General features: G+C 58.4%; 12 protein-coding genes. 4 read left to right on the forward strand and 8 right to left on the reverse strand.

The window, feature by feature from the left end; translation table 11 throughout:
- Positions 1 to 6 precede the first annotated feature (6 nt).
- A complete protein-coding gene (locus tag ACWNRM_RS04265) occupies positions 7 to 336 on the forward strand; it encodes an FtsB family cell division protein (RefSeq protein ID WP_485169542.1) in 330 nt (109 codons plus the stop codon).
- Between the two features lie 419 nt (positions 337 to 755).
- Here the strand turns inward: ACWNRM_RS04265 and rpmG are convergent, their stop codons facing one another.
- Positions 756 to 923, reverse strand: coding sequence for a 50S ribosomal protein L33 (gene rpmG / locus ACWNRM_RS04270; protein WP_023977387.1), 168 nt, complete (start codon positions 921 to 923; stop codon positions 756 to 758).
- Positions 924 to 1,159: 236 nt separating this feature from the next.
- On the opposite strand from rpmG, the gene lexA reads away from it, so the two are divergent.
- On the forward strand, positions 1,160 to 1,873 hold the full coding sequence (gene lexA, locus ACWNRM_RS04275; protein WP_485169541.1) for a transcriptional repressor LexA: 714 nt from the start codon (positions 1,160 to 1,162) through the stop codon (positions 1,871 to 1,873).
- Positions 1,874 to 2,510: 637 nt separating this feature from the next.
- Here the strand turns inward: lexA and ACWNRM_RS04280 are convergent.
- The 4 genes from ACWNRM_RS04280 to ACWNRM_RS04295 all read right to left on the reverse strand — a co-directional run bounded on the left by ACWNRM_RS04280 (position 2,511) and on the right by ACWNRM_RS04295 (position 7,057).
- Positions 2,511 to 2,942, reverse strand: coding sequence for a hypothetical protein (locus ACWNRM_RS04280; RefSeq protein ID WP_485169540.1), 432 nt, complete (start codon positions 2,940 to 2,942; stop codon positions 2,511 to 2,513).
- Positions 2,943 to 3,155: 213 nt separating this feature from the next.
- A complete protein-coding gene (gene pgsA / locus ACWNRM_RS04285) occupies positions 3,156 to 3,761 on the reverse strand; it encodes a CDP-diacylglycerol--glycerol-3-phosphate 3-phosphatidyltransferase (RefSeq protein WP_485169539.1) in 606 nt (201 codons plus the stop codon).
- 100 nt (positions 3,762 to 3,861) lie between these two features.
- On the reverse strand, positions 3,862 to 5,769 hold the full coding sequence (uvrC, locus tag ACWNRM_RS04290) for an excinuclease ABC subunit UvrC (protein ID WP_485169538.1): 1,908 nt from the start codon (positions 5,767 to 5,769) through the stop codon (positions 3,862 to 3,864).
- Between the two features lie 298 nt (positions 5,770 to 6,067).
- A complete protein-coding gene (locus ACWNRM_RS04295; protein WP_485169537.1) occupies positions 6,068 to 7,057 on the reverse strand; it encodes a dipeptidase in 990 nt (329 codons plus the stop codon).
- Between the two features lie 78 nt (positions 7,058 to 7,135).
- On the opposite strand from ACWNRM_RS04295, the gene ACWNRM_RS04300 reads away from it, so the two are divergent.
- A complete protein-coding gene (locus ACWNRM_RS04300; protein ID WP_485169536.1) occupies positions 7,136 to 7,939 on the forward strand; it encodes an exodeoxyribonuclease III in 804 nt (267 codons plus the stop codon).
- Between the two features lie 139 nt (positions 7,940 to 8,078).
- Here the strand turns inward: ACWNRM_RS04300 and ACWNRM_RS04305 are convergent, their stop codons facing one another.
- A complete protein-coding gene (locus ACWNRM_RS04305) occupies positions 8,079 to 8,798 on the reverse strand; it encodes a response regulator transcription factor (protein ID WP_485169535.1) in 720 nt (239 codons plus the stop codon).
- A gap of 201 nt (positions 8,799 to 8,999) precedes the next feature.
- Between ACWNRM_RS04305 and ACWNRM_RS04310 the strand changes: the two genes are divergently transcribed.
- Complete coding sequence (locus ACWNRM_RS04310; RefSeq protein ID WP_485169534.1) at positions 9,000 to 9,503, forward strand: L,D-transpeptidase family protein; 504 nt, start codon at positions 9,000 to 9,002, stop codon at positions 9,501 to 9,503.
- A gap of 37 nt (positions 9,504 to 9,540) precedes the next feature.
- Here ACWNRM_RS04310 and ACWNRM_RS04315 read toward each other — a convergent pair whose 3' ends face one another.
- Complete coding sequence (locus tag ACWNRM_RS04315) at positions 9,541 to 11,394, reverse strand: cation:proton antiporter (RefSeq protein ID WP_485169533.1); 1,854 nt, start codon at positions 11,392 to 11,394, stop codon at positions 9,541 to 9,543.
- A 51-nt stretch (positions 11,395 to 11,445) separates the two neighbouring features.
- A complete protein-coding gene (locus tag ACWNRM_RS04320) occupies positions 11,446 to 12,738 on the reverse strand; it encodes an RsmB/NOP family class I SAM-dependent RNA methyltransferase (protein ID WP_485169532.1) in 1,293 nt (430 codons plus the stop codon).

Consider the following 12,738-nt stretch of genomic DNA (forward strand, 5'->3'; position numbering starts at 1 on the left):
GTTCCCGTGCAGATCGTTCGTGCTATCCGTCGTTTTGTACGCGCCGTCGTCCCTCCCGCACTGTTTCTCGGGCTTACAGCCTATTTCGGCTGGAACGCGCTGCAGGGCGACCATGGGCTCAAGGCTTATCATCAGCAACTCAAGCTGATGGATCAGGCGCTTCAGGCCCAAAAAGATGCGGACGCTGAACAGGCCGTCTGGAAGCGCCGGATCGGCAGCCTGAACGAACGCGCCCTAGACGCTGATATGCTTGACGAGCGCTCACGGGCGATGCTCAATCTGGCGCGTAATGGCGATACGGTCATCCCGTATGGCCCGCACGAAAAGCTCTATTGATAGTTCTAAGGTCCGGGCCTCTTCCTTCCCGACCGTCCCTGTCGGCAGAGCCGGATGGCGCAGGCTTTATAGAGTACCAGCTCTCGTGCCGCGGTGGCATCGCACTTCCGGGTAACTCTGACGACACATCTTGGCTCTACGAGCACCTGTGCACCCAGATTGGGTACCGCGGCCTTATCAGCCAACCTGCACTCCCCCTCATGATCTCCATGACGGATATGGCTCGACAACCATGTCCGTGAGACGTCGCCTGCCAACTTCGTTACACTATTAGGCCGGTCATCAAGACGGACAGACACCAACCGGGCGGGTTACGGTCCTACACAAAGTCTGTACCTCAGCCTCGCCGATCAACAGCGAGCAGACACAAAAAAAGCGGCTCGAAAGCCGCTTTTCTTTTTCGTCAGCGTAAGCCGATCTTACTTGATCTTGGCTTCGCGGAATGCAACGTGCTTGCGAACGACGGGGTCGTACTTGCGCACTTCCATCTTGCCGGTCGCCGAGCGGGCGTTCTTCTTGGTGACGTAGAAATATCCGGTATCCGCGGTCGAAACGAGACGGATCTGGATGACGTTGGTCTTGGCCATTGGGTCCTCGCAAACTGATCTGTCGCTGCGCGCGACATGAACGGCAGCGTTTTCAAGCTGGGCGCATAAATGCTTCTATTACGCCTGCGGGTCAAGTGTTTCCGCTCGAACGGTGGATAATTTTTGATGTTCCGGGGAAAATATCTTGAAGAGATCGAACCGAGAACTTAATAAGAACATAGTGATTCCGGGCAGTTACGGTCGAGCACCGCCCCCGCCACGGAGAGAGGGACCCCATGCTGACACGCAAGCAACACCAGCTCCTGCTTTATATTGACGGCTATCTCAAGCGGACAGGATTTTCACCATCATTCGATGAAATGAAGGAGGCGCTGGAGCTGCGATCCAAATCGGGCATTCATCGCCTGATCTCAGCGCTGGAGGAACGTGGCTTCTTGCGACGCCATCATCATCGTGCCCGCGCCCTGGAAATTCTGCGTATGCCAGTCATCGAGACCCAGCCCATCCCCGTCGCAACGGTTAAACAGGAAGATACAAGCTATCCACACCTTGCGCATAGTCAGGACAAAACAGCTGTTTCGGCCCTGACTGACGCGCGAAGCCCGGTGGTCGGCGTACCGCTCTATGGCCGTATCGCCGCAGGCCTTCCCATTGAAGCGTTTCGGGATCAGGGCGAGCAGATTGACATTCCGGCAGCGCAACTCACAAACGGAGAACATTACGCTCTCGAAGTCTCTGGCGATTCAATGGTTGATGCCGGCATCCTTGACGGCGATACTGTGATTATTCGACAGGCCGAGACATCCGAGAACGGCAAGATCGTCGTTGCACTGGTGGACGGTCAGGAGGTCACTCTAAAGCGCCTGCGTCAGAAAGGGCAATCCATTGCGCTGGAGCCAGCCAATGCAGCCTATGAAACGCAAATCCTCCCGCGCAGCCGAGTGGCAATACAGGGCGTCCTGATCGGTCTTTACAGACAATATGCCTGAACCAGGAATAGACGACCACAGGACGGCGTAAGATGGAGGATCATGCGCTCTGCTTCTGATCCTCCCTTACTCACAGCTGCGAGACGACGACACACACGACCGGCCCCTTCGCGGGGCCATTGCTCCGCATCTTGGCGAGTCCCCGGTTCTAGTGCCTCCTGTGGCGCATGAGAGCTGAAAAGGTCACTCTCTGCCGTTCCTTTATTCGTCTTCTAGCAGGGAGCCTTGTGGCCAAACGAAACTTGCGCTTCTTCCGTGATTGCAAGTGCCAAGCTGTGCTTATTGGCCTGGAGTTCAAATGGGATGCATTACCCATCAAGAGTGAGCCGGGTTGGACCCAACTGGCTGGCCAGGCGCATGAGTGGCGGATAGCCCGTCATCGAATGCCGCGCGTAAGCCCTCCTCTGCGCACGGAGAGTGCACGTATCGTCAGGGATCTGATGAATGCAACCAACTGGAATCAAGTCAGCGGTACCGGCCTACCCAGTTGAGAATAAGCAATTCCGCGCTCGACTACTCATGACCGGAAACAGCCCTGCTCTCCCGTGCCCGCGAGGCTTCACCACACTGAATGTCGCCGCAGATCACTGCAAGCGTGGACTAGACAATAAGGGGACGGTGTAACGCCTCCCCCTAGTCAGCGGGCTGCTTTCTCCTTGACTACCCGCACTGTCCCGTCCGGCGCGATGAGTGTATTTGTCCCATCACCATTTGGGATCACGATCGTGCCGTTATGGGTGGGGGCAAGATATTTATGTGCATTATCTTCAACAGCGGAGGAAAGTGAGGGTCGTGCAGGTTGGTGCACTCCATTCACGATGCCATCATGCTCACCTATTGCGATTGTACCACCGTCATTCAACTGGATACTGCTGTCATTACTGGCACCATGACTTTTGGTCATGGACCCGAAATAACTATTGGTATCCGCAAGAGCATCACGCAAACCGTTTGGCGATGCCATGACATCACGCAAGGTTGGAAGTGGCTGAGGTGCGCCCGGCCAGATATCACCGCCCTCAGGCTCCAGCGGCGTGGCTGCATAGGCATGACCACGAACCTTTTCCATGTTCTCTGAGAGGCCTTCCGGCATGTTGGGATTGGCTCCCGGAAGGGTCGCTGTATCGTGCAGCGATTTTCCGAGCCCCGAACAGCCACTCAACAAAACAGAAATCGCTAAAAGAGCGGCCTTTCTCATCATCTACTCCAGGGGTGTGTACGGGGCTCTTTTAAGACGGTCCTTCTCACAACACCAGATACAGAACATGTATAGCGCGCAATACTAGTGCGTAACCTTGGCAGATGACTGGTTCGTGTTGGTCCCCAGCATTCTTGCCAGGCCCGTAACGAGATAGCCCCAACCACTCAGTACGGTGGGCACAACGGATATCCAGAGCATGATTGCCCCAACCTGGGTAAAAGAGATCATACCCAGCCCGATCATCCTGGGCATCGCATCGCCTGCAAGAAGGCAACCAATGGCAACCATCTGGATGCCAGTTTTCCATTTGGCAAGCCGTGTGGAGGGCAATGTCGCGCGTTGGCTCGCCATGAACTCTCGCAGGCCACTTACCATGATCTCGCGCACAAGAATGATGATCGCCGCAAACAGGGCGCCGTCTTCCAACCTACCATATCCCGCCAGAGCGAGCAGCAGAGCGCCTACAAGCAGCTTGTCAGCAATCGGGTCCATCATGCGCCCCAGTTCCGACCCCTGTTTCCAGCGACGCGCCAGCATCCCGTCCAGATAGTCGGTAATGCACGCCGCTACATACAGCACGCAGGCAATCCCGTCCGTCCAGGCGTTGTTAAATGCAATCAGAGCGATCAGCACCGGGATCGACGCGATACGCAGCAGTGTCAGGATATTGGGCAGATCTGTCAGCATGAATCTTTCCCGGAGCTGCCTTCAAGTCAGAAAACACATGGAGATGAAATTGCACACCATGATAGGACGCTCATGGTGGTTCTTCATAGCTTCTCGCGCATCATTGAGGGTGAAAAAACTCGTAAATTGTTCGGGCAGTCTCTGAATTGATTCCCGATACCGACACGAGCTCTTCCAGACTGGCGCTACGGACGCCACGCACCGAGCCGAACCGCGTCAGAAGGGCACGTTTACGTACGGCACCGATACCCGGCACGCTATCAAGCTCAGAGACCTTGATAGCCTTGCTGCGCCCTGCCCTGTGCGTTGTGATAGCAAAGCGGTGCGCCTCGTCGCGCAGACGCTGGAGATAATAGAGAACCGGGTCATTCGGCGGCAACTGGAATGGCGTGCGCCCCTCCTGAAAGAACCACTCACGCCCCGCATCGCGGTCCGGCCCTTTGGCTATGGCCACGATAGGAATATCCCGCAAATTCAGATCTTCCAGAACGGCCCTGACAGCGTTGAACTGGCCTAGCCCGCCATCAATCAGCAGGAGATCGGGCCAATCTTCGAGACGTCCCTCCGGTGATTCAGGATCACGACGGCCGAAGCGACGCTCCATCACCTCTCGCATCATGCCAAAATCGTCACCTGGCGTGACGGGCCCCTTAATCGCAAACTTGCGGTAGGCGCGCTTGACGAATCCTTCCGGCCCGCCCACGACCATAACACCGTAAGCGTGCTGCCCCATGATGTGGGAGTTATCATAGGTCTCGATCCGCTTCGGCGGCTCTGCCAGCCCGAAGACGTTTGCCACACCGTTGAGCAGCTTGCTGACACCAGCGCTCTCTGCCAGTCGCCGCTCGAGTGCTTCGCGGGCATTGGTTTCGGCGTGACGAACCACGTCGCGCCTCTCGCCACGCTGTGGCTGCAGCAATTCTACCTTGCGCCCGCGCTTGAGACTCAGCGCCTCCGAAACAAGGTCGAGCTCCGCAGGGTCCCTGTTAAGGAGGATCTGGGGTGGTGGCGGTTTGTCGTCATAGAACTGCAGCAGGAAGGCTGCGAGAATATCTGCCGCACTCTCCTCCTCCGCATGATCAGGGAAAAAAGCCCGGTTTCCGTTGTTACGGGAATTACGGATGAAGAAGACCTGGATACAGGTCCGTCCTGCCTCCTGCCAGAGCGCAATGATATCGGCATCGCCTATCGAGGCCGGGTTGATGATCCCCGATTCCTGCATGCTGGAGAACCCACGGATACGATCACGTATGGCCGCTGCACGCTCAAATTCGAGCGCTTCAGAGGCTCTTTCCATCTCCTCGACAAGCGTTTTGTGCACATCCGTGCTCTTGCCTGAGAGGAACTGTTTCGTCTCATCCACCAACTCGGCATATTGCCCCGGTGTCACCCTTTCTACGCAGGGTGCGGAACACCGACGGATCTGGAACAGCAGGCAAGGTCGCGTGCGTGACGACAAAACGGCATCGCTGCAGGAACGCAGCAGAAAACTGCGCTGGATCAGGTTCAGCGTCTGATTGACAGCCCAGGCCGAGGCAAACGGCCCCCAATAGGTGGCATTCTTGACCGGGCGGCCACGCTGCTTGGTAATCTGCGGAAACTCATGCCCTTCGGTCAGCATGATCCAGGGGTAGGATTTGTCATCACGCAGAAGAATGTTGAAGCGTGGCTTCATCTTCTTGATGTAGTTGGCCTCAAGAAGGAGCGCTTCGGCCTCGGTGCGCGTCGTCACGATCTCCATGGATCGCGTAAGGCTCACCATGCGACGTAACCGCTCCGGCAACTGGTTGAGCCGGAGATAGGACGACACGCGCTTTTTGAGGCTCAGCGCCTTGCCAACATACAGTACCTCCCCCTTCTCTCCCAGCATGCGATAGACGCCGGGCGTGAACGGAATGGTTTTCAGTGCTTCTCGTATGGCCTCTGCGCCCTCCTTGCGGGTAGGCGGTTCAGCGGTATCAACGGCCTGATCATCACGAACAGAGGGGTCAGTTTGCGTGATCTTCATGACAGGACACCATTGCCCAGGCTGAACACAAGTTCATCCACGGAACATGTGGATAAGTCTGTGGGGCATCGCGTGACAATTTGATGACGGGCGCAGTTTGGCGCGCTTTGCGACGCTTTGCCTAAATTTTGGGCATTTAATGCTAAGATGTTGAAAATCAACAATTTTGCCTATCCGGATCGAAGAAACAGCGCCAAGACGTTGGAAATACAGGGAGTCAATCCCGGAACTGCCCTGAAAGTGGACAAATTTCCGGGCTGCTTCGGCTAGAACGATCCTGTTTTGTTCGAAGTTGCCTTCAGACCTGTTCGGCTTGCGCGAGAACGCGCAGGAAATTGCCGCCCCATATCTTCGCCAGTTCGGCTTCGCTGAACCCCTGTTCGACCAGCGCCTCGGTTACCGCCGGGGATTGGCCTGCATCGGCCCATCCCTGGATGCGTCCGCCGCCATCGAAATCGGAGGATACGCCGACATGGTCGACGCCAATCAGATCCGCAACATAGCGCACATGACGCGCAAGATCGGCAACATCCGCCTTGCCGGTGGCAGCGGGAACCAGAAACGAGGACATGGCCGTGATCTGGATTACACCACCCGTATCACGCAGCCGCAAAAGCTGCTCATCATCCAGATTGCGCGGATGGTCGCACAGGGCACGGGCACAGGAATGGCTCGCCACGATCGGCAGAGCCGAAACTTCGGTCGCCTGCATCATGGTCGTCTTGGCCGCATGGGAGACATCCACCACGATCCCATATGTATTCATCAACGCAATCGCTTCACGTCCAAGGGGGGAAAGCCCCTGATGAAGGCTCTCGTCATTTCCCAAAGCCGGCAGGGGGATGGCAGCATCCGCCAGATCGTTATGTCCGTTATGGGTAAGCGTCATATACCGCACGCCCAGTGCCGCCAACGCAGTGATGCGGGAGAGGTCACCACCCAGCGCATGACCGTTCTCTACTGCGGGCACGATGGCGACGTTGCCCATTGAGACAGCGTCCTTGATAGCTGCTGCCGTCCGACAAACTGCAACGCCGGGTCCCGAAAGACCGTTGATCACATTGAGCATGGCCTGGGCCCGCTCCCAGGCAGCCTGCCGCTCTGCCGGCGCAAGCACAGTCTGGGGGATGTAGGCGGCCAGACAGACAGCCTTGAGACCGCCCTCACGCAGCTTCGGGAGATCGACCTGACGATCTGGTGACCCGGTGGCGAAATCGCCCCGGTCGGGCCACGGAATATCGATGTGGGAGTCGAGCGTAAGGAGTTGGTTGTGAATCGCAGGTGTCATGCCTGTTTAAATGGTTTATTGCAGCCGCACAGCAAGAGGCTTTGCTGCACTTCCTGCCAAATTGAAGGACACTGCGCCATGCGGGTGATGACGTGGAATATCAATTCGTTGCGCCTGAGGCTGCCCCTGCTTCAGCGCCTTGGTGAGGAACAGGCGCCCGATATCATCTGCCTCCAGGAGACAAAGGTCCCTGACGCCTTGTTTCCGGCAGCCCCCTTGCGTGAGCTTGGCTACGCCCATCAGCACTTTCTGGGCATGAAGGGGTATAATGGGGTCGCGATTCTCTCGCGCCATCCCATCAGGCCGATCGAAGCGACGCCCGATTGGTGCGGCAAGAGCGATACACGCCATATTGGTGTCGTCATCGACACCACAACTGGCCCCGTCATGCTCCACGACTTCTATGTCCCGGCGGGCGGCGACATTCCCGACCCGGCGGTCAACGACAAATTTGCCCACAAGCTGGCTTTTCTCGATGAGGTGACAGCCTGGTTTCGTGAGAACCCGCCGATACGGTCCATCGTGGTTGGTGACCTGAATATCGCCCCGCTTGAACACGATGTGTGGAGCCACAAACAGCTCTCGACCGTGGTGAGCCATACGCCACCCGAGATCGAGCGGCTTAATGCCTGGGCGGCAACCGGGTTTATCGATGCCATGAGGCTGGTCGTCCCGCCACAGGAGAAACTCTATACGTGGTGGTCCTATCGCAACCGCGACTGGAAGCTTTCAAACCGGGGGCGGCGCCTCGACCATGTATGGCTGACACCAGACCTGCAGCCAACGCTCAAGACCCTCGCTGTGTTGAGCGACGTGAGAGACTGGGACAGCCCATCGGATCATGTCCCGGTGGTGTTTGATCTTACTCTCTCTGTCGCATGATCCGGTGATTGCTGGCGGGCCGTGACCTTTCCGGGGACGCTCGGACACAAGGCTGCCGTGACCCGCCCAGGTCGAGAAACAAAAACCCCGGTCCTTGCAGGACCGGGGTTTATTGTCACGCATTTTACAGATCGCGCCCTCAGCTCATCAGGACGTCACTGCCTTCTGGATTGAGGCGATAACCACCGCCCTCGGTAAGCAGCAGCGATGCATTTGCAGGATCGGGCTCGATCTTCTGACGCAAACGGTAGATATGCGTCTCCAGCGTATGGGTCGTGACAGCCGCGTTATAGCCCCAGACCTCGTTGAGAAGCACCTGACGGGCAATCGGGCGATGCCCGGCACGATACAGATATTTCAGGATCGCGGCTTCCTTCTCCGTCAGGCGAATGCGGCGGTTCTTGGCCGGCTCCTGAAGGATCTTGGAGGAAGGACGAAACAGATACGGCCCGATCGGGAAAACTGCATCCTCGCTATTCTCGAACAGACGAAGCTGGGCACGCAGGCGAGCCAGCAGCTCAGCAATACGGAACGGCTTGGCCACGTAGTCATTCGCGCCAGCATCGAGGCCGCGCACCACATCGGCCTCGTCATCCGAACCAGTCAGAATGATAATCGGCATACGGATACCCTGGCGGCGAAGCTCGGCGCAGAAATCGCGACCATCGCCATCGGGGAGTGTCACATCGAGCAGGATTGCGTCGACACGCACATCGGGCACACCGAGCTTTTCCTTGGCATCGGCGACGGACACAGCCTGGATTGGTTCGAACTCGCCTTCAAGCTTGAGCTGTTCGACCAGGAGTTGGCGAAGCGTATCGTCATCGTCAACAATAAGGACAGGACGCGGACCAGGCATGTATAACCTTCTCTCTCCAGCTGGGGACGACACCCCTGAGCCAAGACCTGACTTCTCAAGGAAGAAAGACCCTTGTTTTGACTGTGAGCCTTACACGGATATCGTGATAACGCCAATCCGATCAGACGCCTCCCCTGGCGTGATACCGGCCTTTAGACGGTAATTACTCATAAATTAATGTTCAGACGTGAGGTTTGTGACATGACTGTCATCCTGCGACACGCAAACGGGTCTCGCGCGACCCTTTTCCTCGAGGGAGAGCCCTTCCCCGCCCTGATCGGCGCTGCTGGCATAAGACAAGACAAGGGCGAAGGCGACATGGCAACGCCAATCGGCTTCCTTCCATTCAGGCATGTCTTCTATCGGGCTGATCGCGTTGCAAGGCCTGCCACCGCATTACGCATCGAGGCGCTCGCGCCGGATGATGGCTGGTGCGATGATCCTTTCCATCCTGACTACAACCGTCAGATAACGCTGCCCCACCCGGCGCGACATGAAAAGCTGTGGCGCGAGGATCATTGCTATGATCTCTGCGTCGTACTGGGATGGAATGACAGCCCGGCTGTTCCGGGCCGCGGCTCGGCCATCTTCCTGCACCTGCCCCCCAGCAGCGGCGCGACGGAAGGCTGTATCGCCCTAGACGAACGCCTCCTGCGACGGATTATTGCCTCTGGTCATGCCGGCATTGAGGTCCGACCGGACTAAATCCCGATCCGGCCCTGCTTGTCACAGGGCCAAAACGTCATGCGGGCAGCGGCGTCCCCTCGACTGGCGCAGCAACGGGCTCCGCCTCGGCAGGCGGTGCAGGGGGTGTCATGAAGACCAGCATGTCGCCAATGGCGGGACTGACAGGGAAGTCATCTTCCGCCGAGCGTATCGTGATAGACTGGCCGCGACGTATCGACAGGAAATCGAGACGGTTCGACACGGCGCCAAAGCTTGCCGCGCTTGCTTCATCCGCCATCGCCGTTGCGAACCGCCACCCCTTGTCAAACAGCATGTCGATCAGGGTGAAGTTCCATGACGGGTCACCCAGCAGCTTGCCTCGGGCATCGCGTGAGAGGCCGTGATAAAAATCGAGACGCGCTACGCCGGGGCTGATCTGGAACACGCGCTGACGTCCCATATGGGGCGCCATATGGGCACAGACCAGCCCGTTATAAATGGCATCCGCCGTGGTGGAGATCAGATAATCCGCCGGACGCTCCTCCAGGGCTTCCTCGCCGTACTGTGACAGCAGTTCGGCCCGCAGGACCGGCACGCCCTGACGCATGGCGGAGATAAGCGTGTTGGAGCGGTTATCGACCAGAAGGATCGGAATACCGTTCTTGCTCAGGCATTTCGCCAGATCGATCGACCAGGGCGAAGCCCCCACGATAGCCAGAGCCGGTTCATTGGAGAGCGTGAGCTTGAGATAGCGGGCGATCGGCCGGAGGGAGAAGCCGTGAAAGATCATGGTTCCGCCGATAATGGCGAAGACGGCGGGCATGATCAGATCGGCGCTGTGATACCCGGCATCGGTCATACGATACCCCGCAGCACCAGCCACAGCGGCGGCCACAATACCACGTGGCGCGATCCAGGCCACAAACAGTCTTTCCTGCCATTTAAGCCCGGTTCCGATGGTGGAGAGAAAAATGGCGAGCGGCCGAACACCGAACATGACCGCTGCGGTCAGCAGGCAGATTGGCAGGGACAAATGCGCCAGCACCTCACGATGAAGGTCTGCGGTCAGCATGATGAACAGCACGGCCACCACCAGAACCACCAGGGATTCCTTCATGCGTCGCAATTCGGACAGGCCGGGAACATGCAGATTGGTGAGCGCCATCCCAAAGACGGTCGCGCCCACAAGGCCTGCACCCTCCATGCTCATGTTGCAGATGCTGAAAATCAGCAGCGCCAGCGTGAGCAGCAGAGGCGTCTTGAGCGGCTCTGGCATGAGGTCGCGCACAAACAGATAACGCACCAGATAGGCTGGCAGGATACCGACAGCGAGGGATTCCGCTGTCGAGGCCAGAAGATCGGGTAGAACCGTGGTGAGAAAGACATCCGTGCCAATCGGCACGCGTGTCGCCACCACCTGAAGCACGACAGCAGCCAAAATGGCGCCAATCGGATCATTGATGATGGCTTCCCAGCGCAGAAAGGCGGCGACACGGGGTTGCAGCTTGTTATGTCGCAGCAGGGGCAGCACAACTGTCGGGCCGGTGACGGTAATGATGGCACCAAACAGCGCCGCCACTCCCCATTCCATATGCGCAATGTAATGCGCTGCCGACCAGCCTAGAACCCAGGAAATAGGCAGGGCCAGCATGGTCAGGCGCGTCACCCCCTCGCCTGCCTCGCGCAGCTGGCGGAAGTCGAGGAGCAAGCCGCCTTCGAACACGATGATGGCAACCAGGAGGGACACCAGCGGACGGAAAATCCATCCGAGAGCCGCCGAAGGATGAAGTATCCCAAGCCCCGGCCCGAAAATGAGGCCAAGAGCAAAAAGGAGCACGATGGCGGGAAGACGAAACTTCCATGCCACCCATTGCGCCCCGATCCCGGCCCCCAGTGTCAGAAGCAGCCCGACAAACATTGCTAGCGCCATGATAACCCGTTCACCCCTGCCCGGTCGTATAATGAGACGATCTGGAAAACCTTAGCCCGCCCTGCGCTGAAGCACGGCAGCAAAAAAGCCATCCGTCTCGTCGCGCAAGGGGGTCAGGGCAAAACCGGATTCACCGCGCAGCTTTTCAGGGAGCATGTCACCCCCCGCAGCGACACGCTCGAACTGATTATTGCGCGCCAGGAACGCAGCAACCTGCGCTTCGTTTTCCTCGGCCAGCAGCGAGCAGGTTGCATAGACCAGACGCCCGCCGGGTTTGACCAGTGTCGAGGCGCGATCGAGAATATCGGCCTGCTTGGCCTGCAATTCGATGATATCCTGCTCGACAAGCCGGATACGGGCATCAGGGTTGCGGCGCCAAGTCCCTGTGCCCGAACAGGGGGCATCCACGAGCACGCGGTCAAAGGCACCGGCACGGCGCTTGACCCACTTATCGCCGCTGGTCAGCAAATGACGCTCGACATTATGGACGCCCGCACGACGCAGACGCTTGACCGCGCCCTCAAGCCGAGGTGCCGATACGTCACAGGCCACGATCTGGCCCTTGTTCTCCATGCCCATGGCGATGGCGAGCGTCTTGCCACCCGCGCCTGCACAGAAATCGACAACGCGCTCGCCCGGCTTCGCATCGAGTGTTCCGACGATAAGCTGGCTTCCCTCATCCTGTATCTCGATAATACCTTCGCGGAAGCTCTGCGTGGCAGTCACGTTCTGGCGCCCCGGCAAGCGAAGGCCCCAGGGAGAAAGTGGTGTGGGTGACGCCTGGATCTGCTCGTTACGAAGCGCCCGGATGGCTTCGTTGCGATGTCCCTTGAGCAGGTTCACGCGCAGATCGAGCGGGGCCGCGTTGTCGAGCGCAGCCATTTCCGCCTCCAGCGTCTCGCCGAAAGCGCGCTCGAGATAGGGCTGAAGCCAGTCAGGATATTCCAGACGCACCGACTGGGGCATGTCGGGGTGACTGAGCTCCCGGCCGCCGAGGGCAGCCAAGGCGGCATCCTCACGCGATGTTAGGTGTGACTGGGCAAAGCGCTCACCGTTGAACAGGTTGCGCACAGTACCGATTTCCTCACCGCCCAGAATGAGCGACGCCGCGCAGAGCGTGCGGGGTGACGGACCACCGGGGATGTCGCGCAGATGCCAGTGCAGGCGGCGCCACTGACGCAGCACATCCCATATACGCGCTGAGATGACCCGGCGATCGCCACCACCAATGTAGCGGCGCTCGCGGAAGTAGTTATTGGCCGTTGCATCGGCAGGACGGCGGGGAGCAGCCTCGATGGCGCAAAGCAGATCGATGGCAGCAGAAAGTCTGGCGGCGGGAGTCAT

This window comes from Asaia sp. A2, assembly GCF_057319415.1.

What these genes read in the sequence shown, in the direction of transcription:
- ACWNRM_RS04315 (WP_485169533.1), bottom strand. Translation starts at nt 11,394, where the DNA reads ATGGCGCTAGCAATGTTTGTCGGGCTGCTTCTGACACTGGGGGCCGGG.
- ACWNRM_RS04295 (WP_485169537.1), bottom strand. Translation starts at nt 7,057, where the DNA reads ATGACACCTGCGATTCACAACCAACTCCTTACGCTCGACTCCCACATC.
- rpmG (WP_023977387.1), bottom strand. Translation starts at nt 923, where the DNA reads ATGGCCAAGACCAACGTCATCCAGATCCGTCTCGTTTCGACCGCGGAT.
- ACWNRM_RS04280 (WP_485169540.1), bottom strand. Translation starts at nt 2,942, where the DNA reads ATGGAAAAGGTTCGTGGTCATGCCTATGCAGCCACGCCGCTGGAGCCT.
- pgsA (WP_485169539.1), bottom strand. Translation starts at nt 3,761, where the DNA reads ATGCTGACAGATCTGCCCAATATCCTGACACTGCTGCGTATCGCGTCG.
- ACWNRM_RS04305 (WP_485169535.1), bottom strand. Translation starts at nt 8,798, where the DNA reads ATGCCTGGTCCGCGTCCTGTCCTTATTGTTGACGATGACGATACGCTT.
- lexA (WP_485169541.1), top strand. Translation starts at nt 1,160, where the DNA reads ATGCTGACACGCAAGCAACACCAGCTCCTGCTTTATATTGACGGCTAT.
- ACWNRM_RS04300 (WP_485169536.1), top strand. Translation starts at nt 7,136, where the DNA reads ATGCGGGTGATGACGTGGAATATCAATTCGTTGCGCCTGAGGCTGCCC.
- uvrC (WP_485169538.1), bottom strand. Translation starts at nt 5,769, where the DNA reads ATGAAGATCACGCAAACTGACCCCTCTGTTCGTGATGATCAGGCCGTT.
- ACWNRM_RS04310 (WP_485169534.1), top strand. Translation starts at nt 9,000, where the DNA reads ATGACTGTCATCCTGCGACACGCAAACGGGTCTCGCGCGACCCTTTTC.
- ACWNRM_RS04320 (WP_485169532.1), bottom strand. Translation starts at nt 12,738, where the DNA reads ATGACTCCCGCCGCCAGACTTTCTGCTGCCATCGATCTGCTTTGCGCC.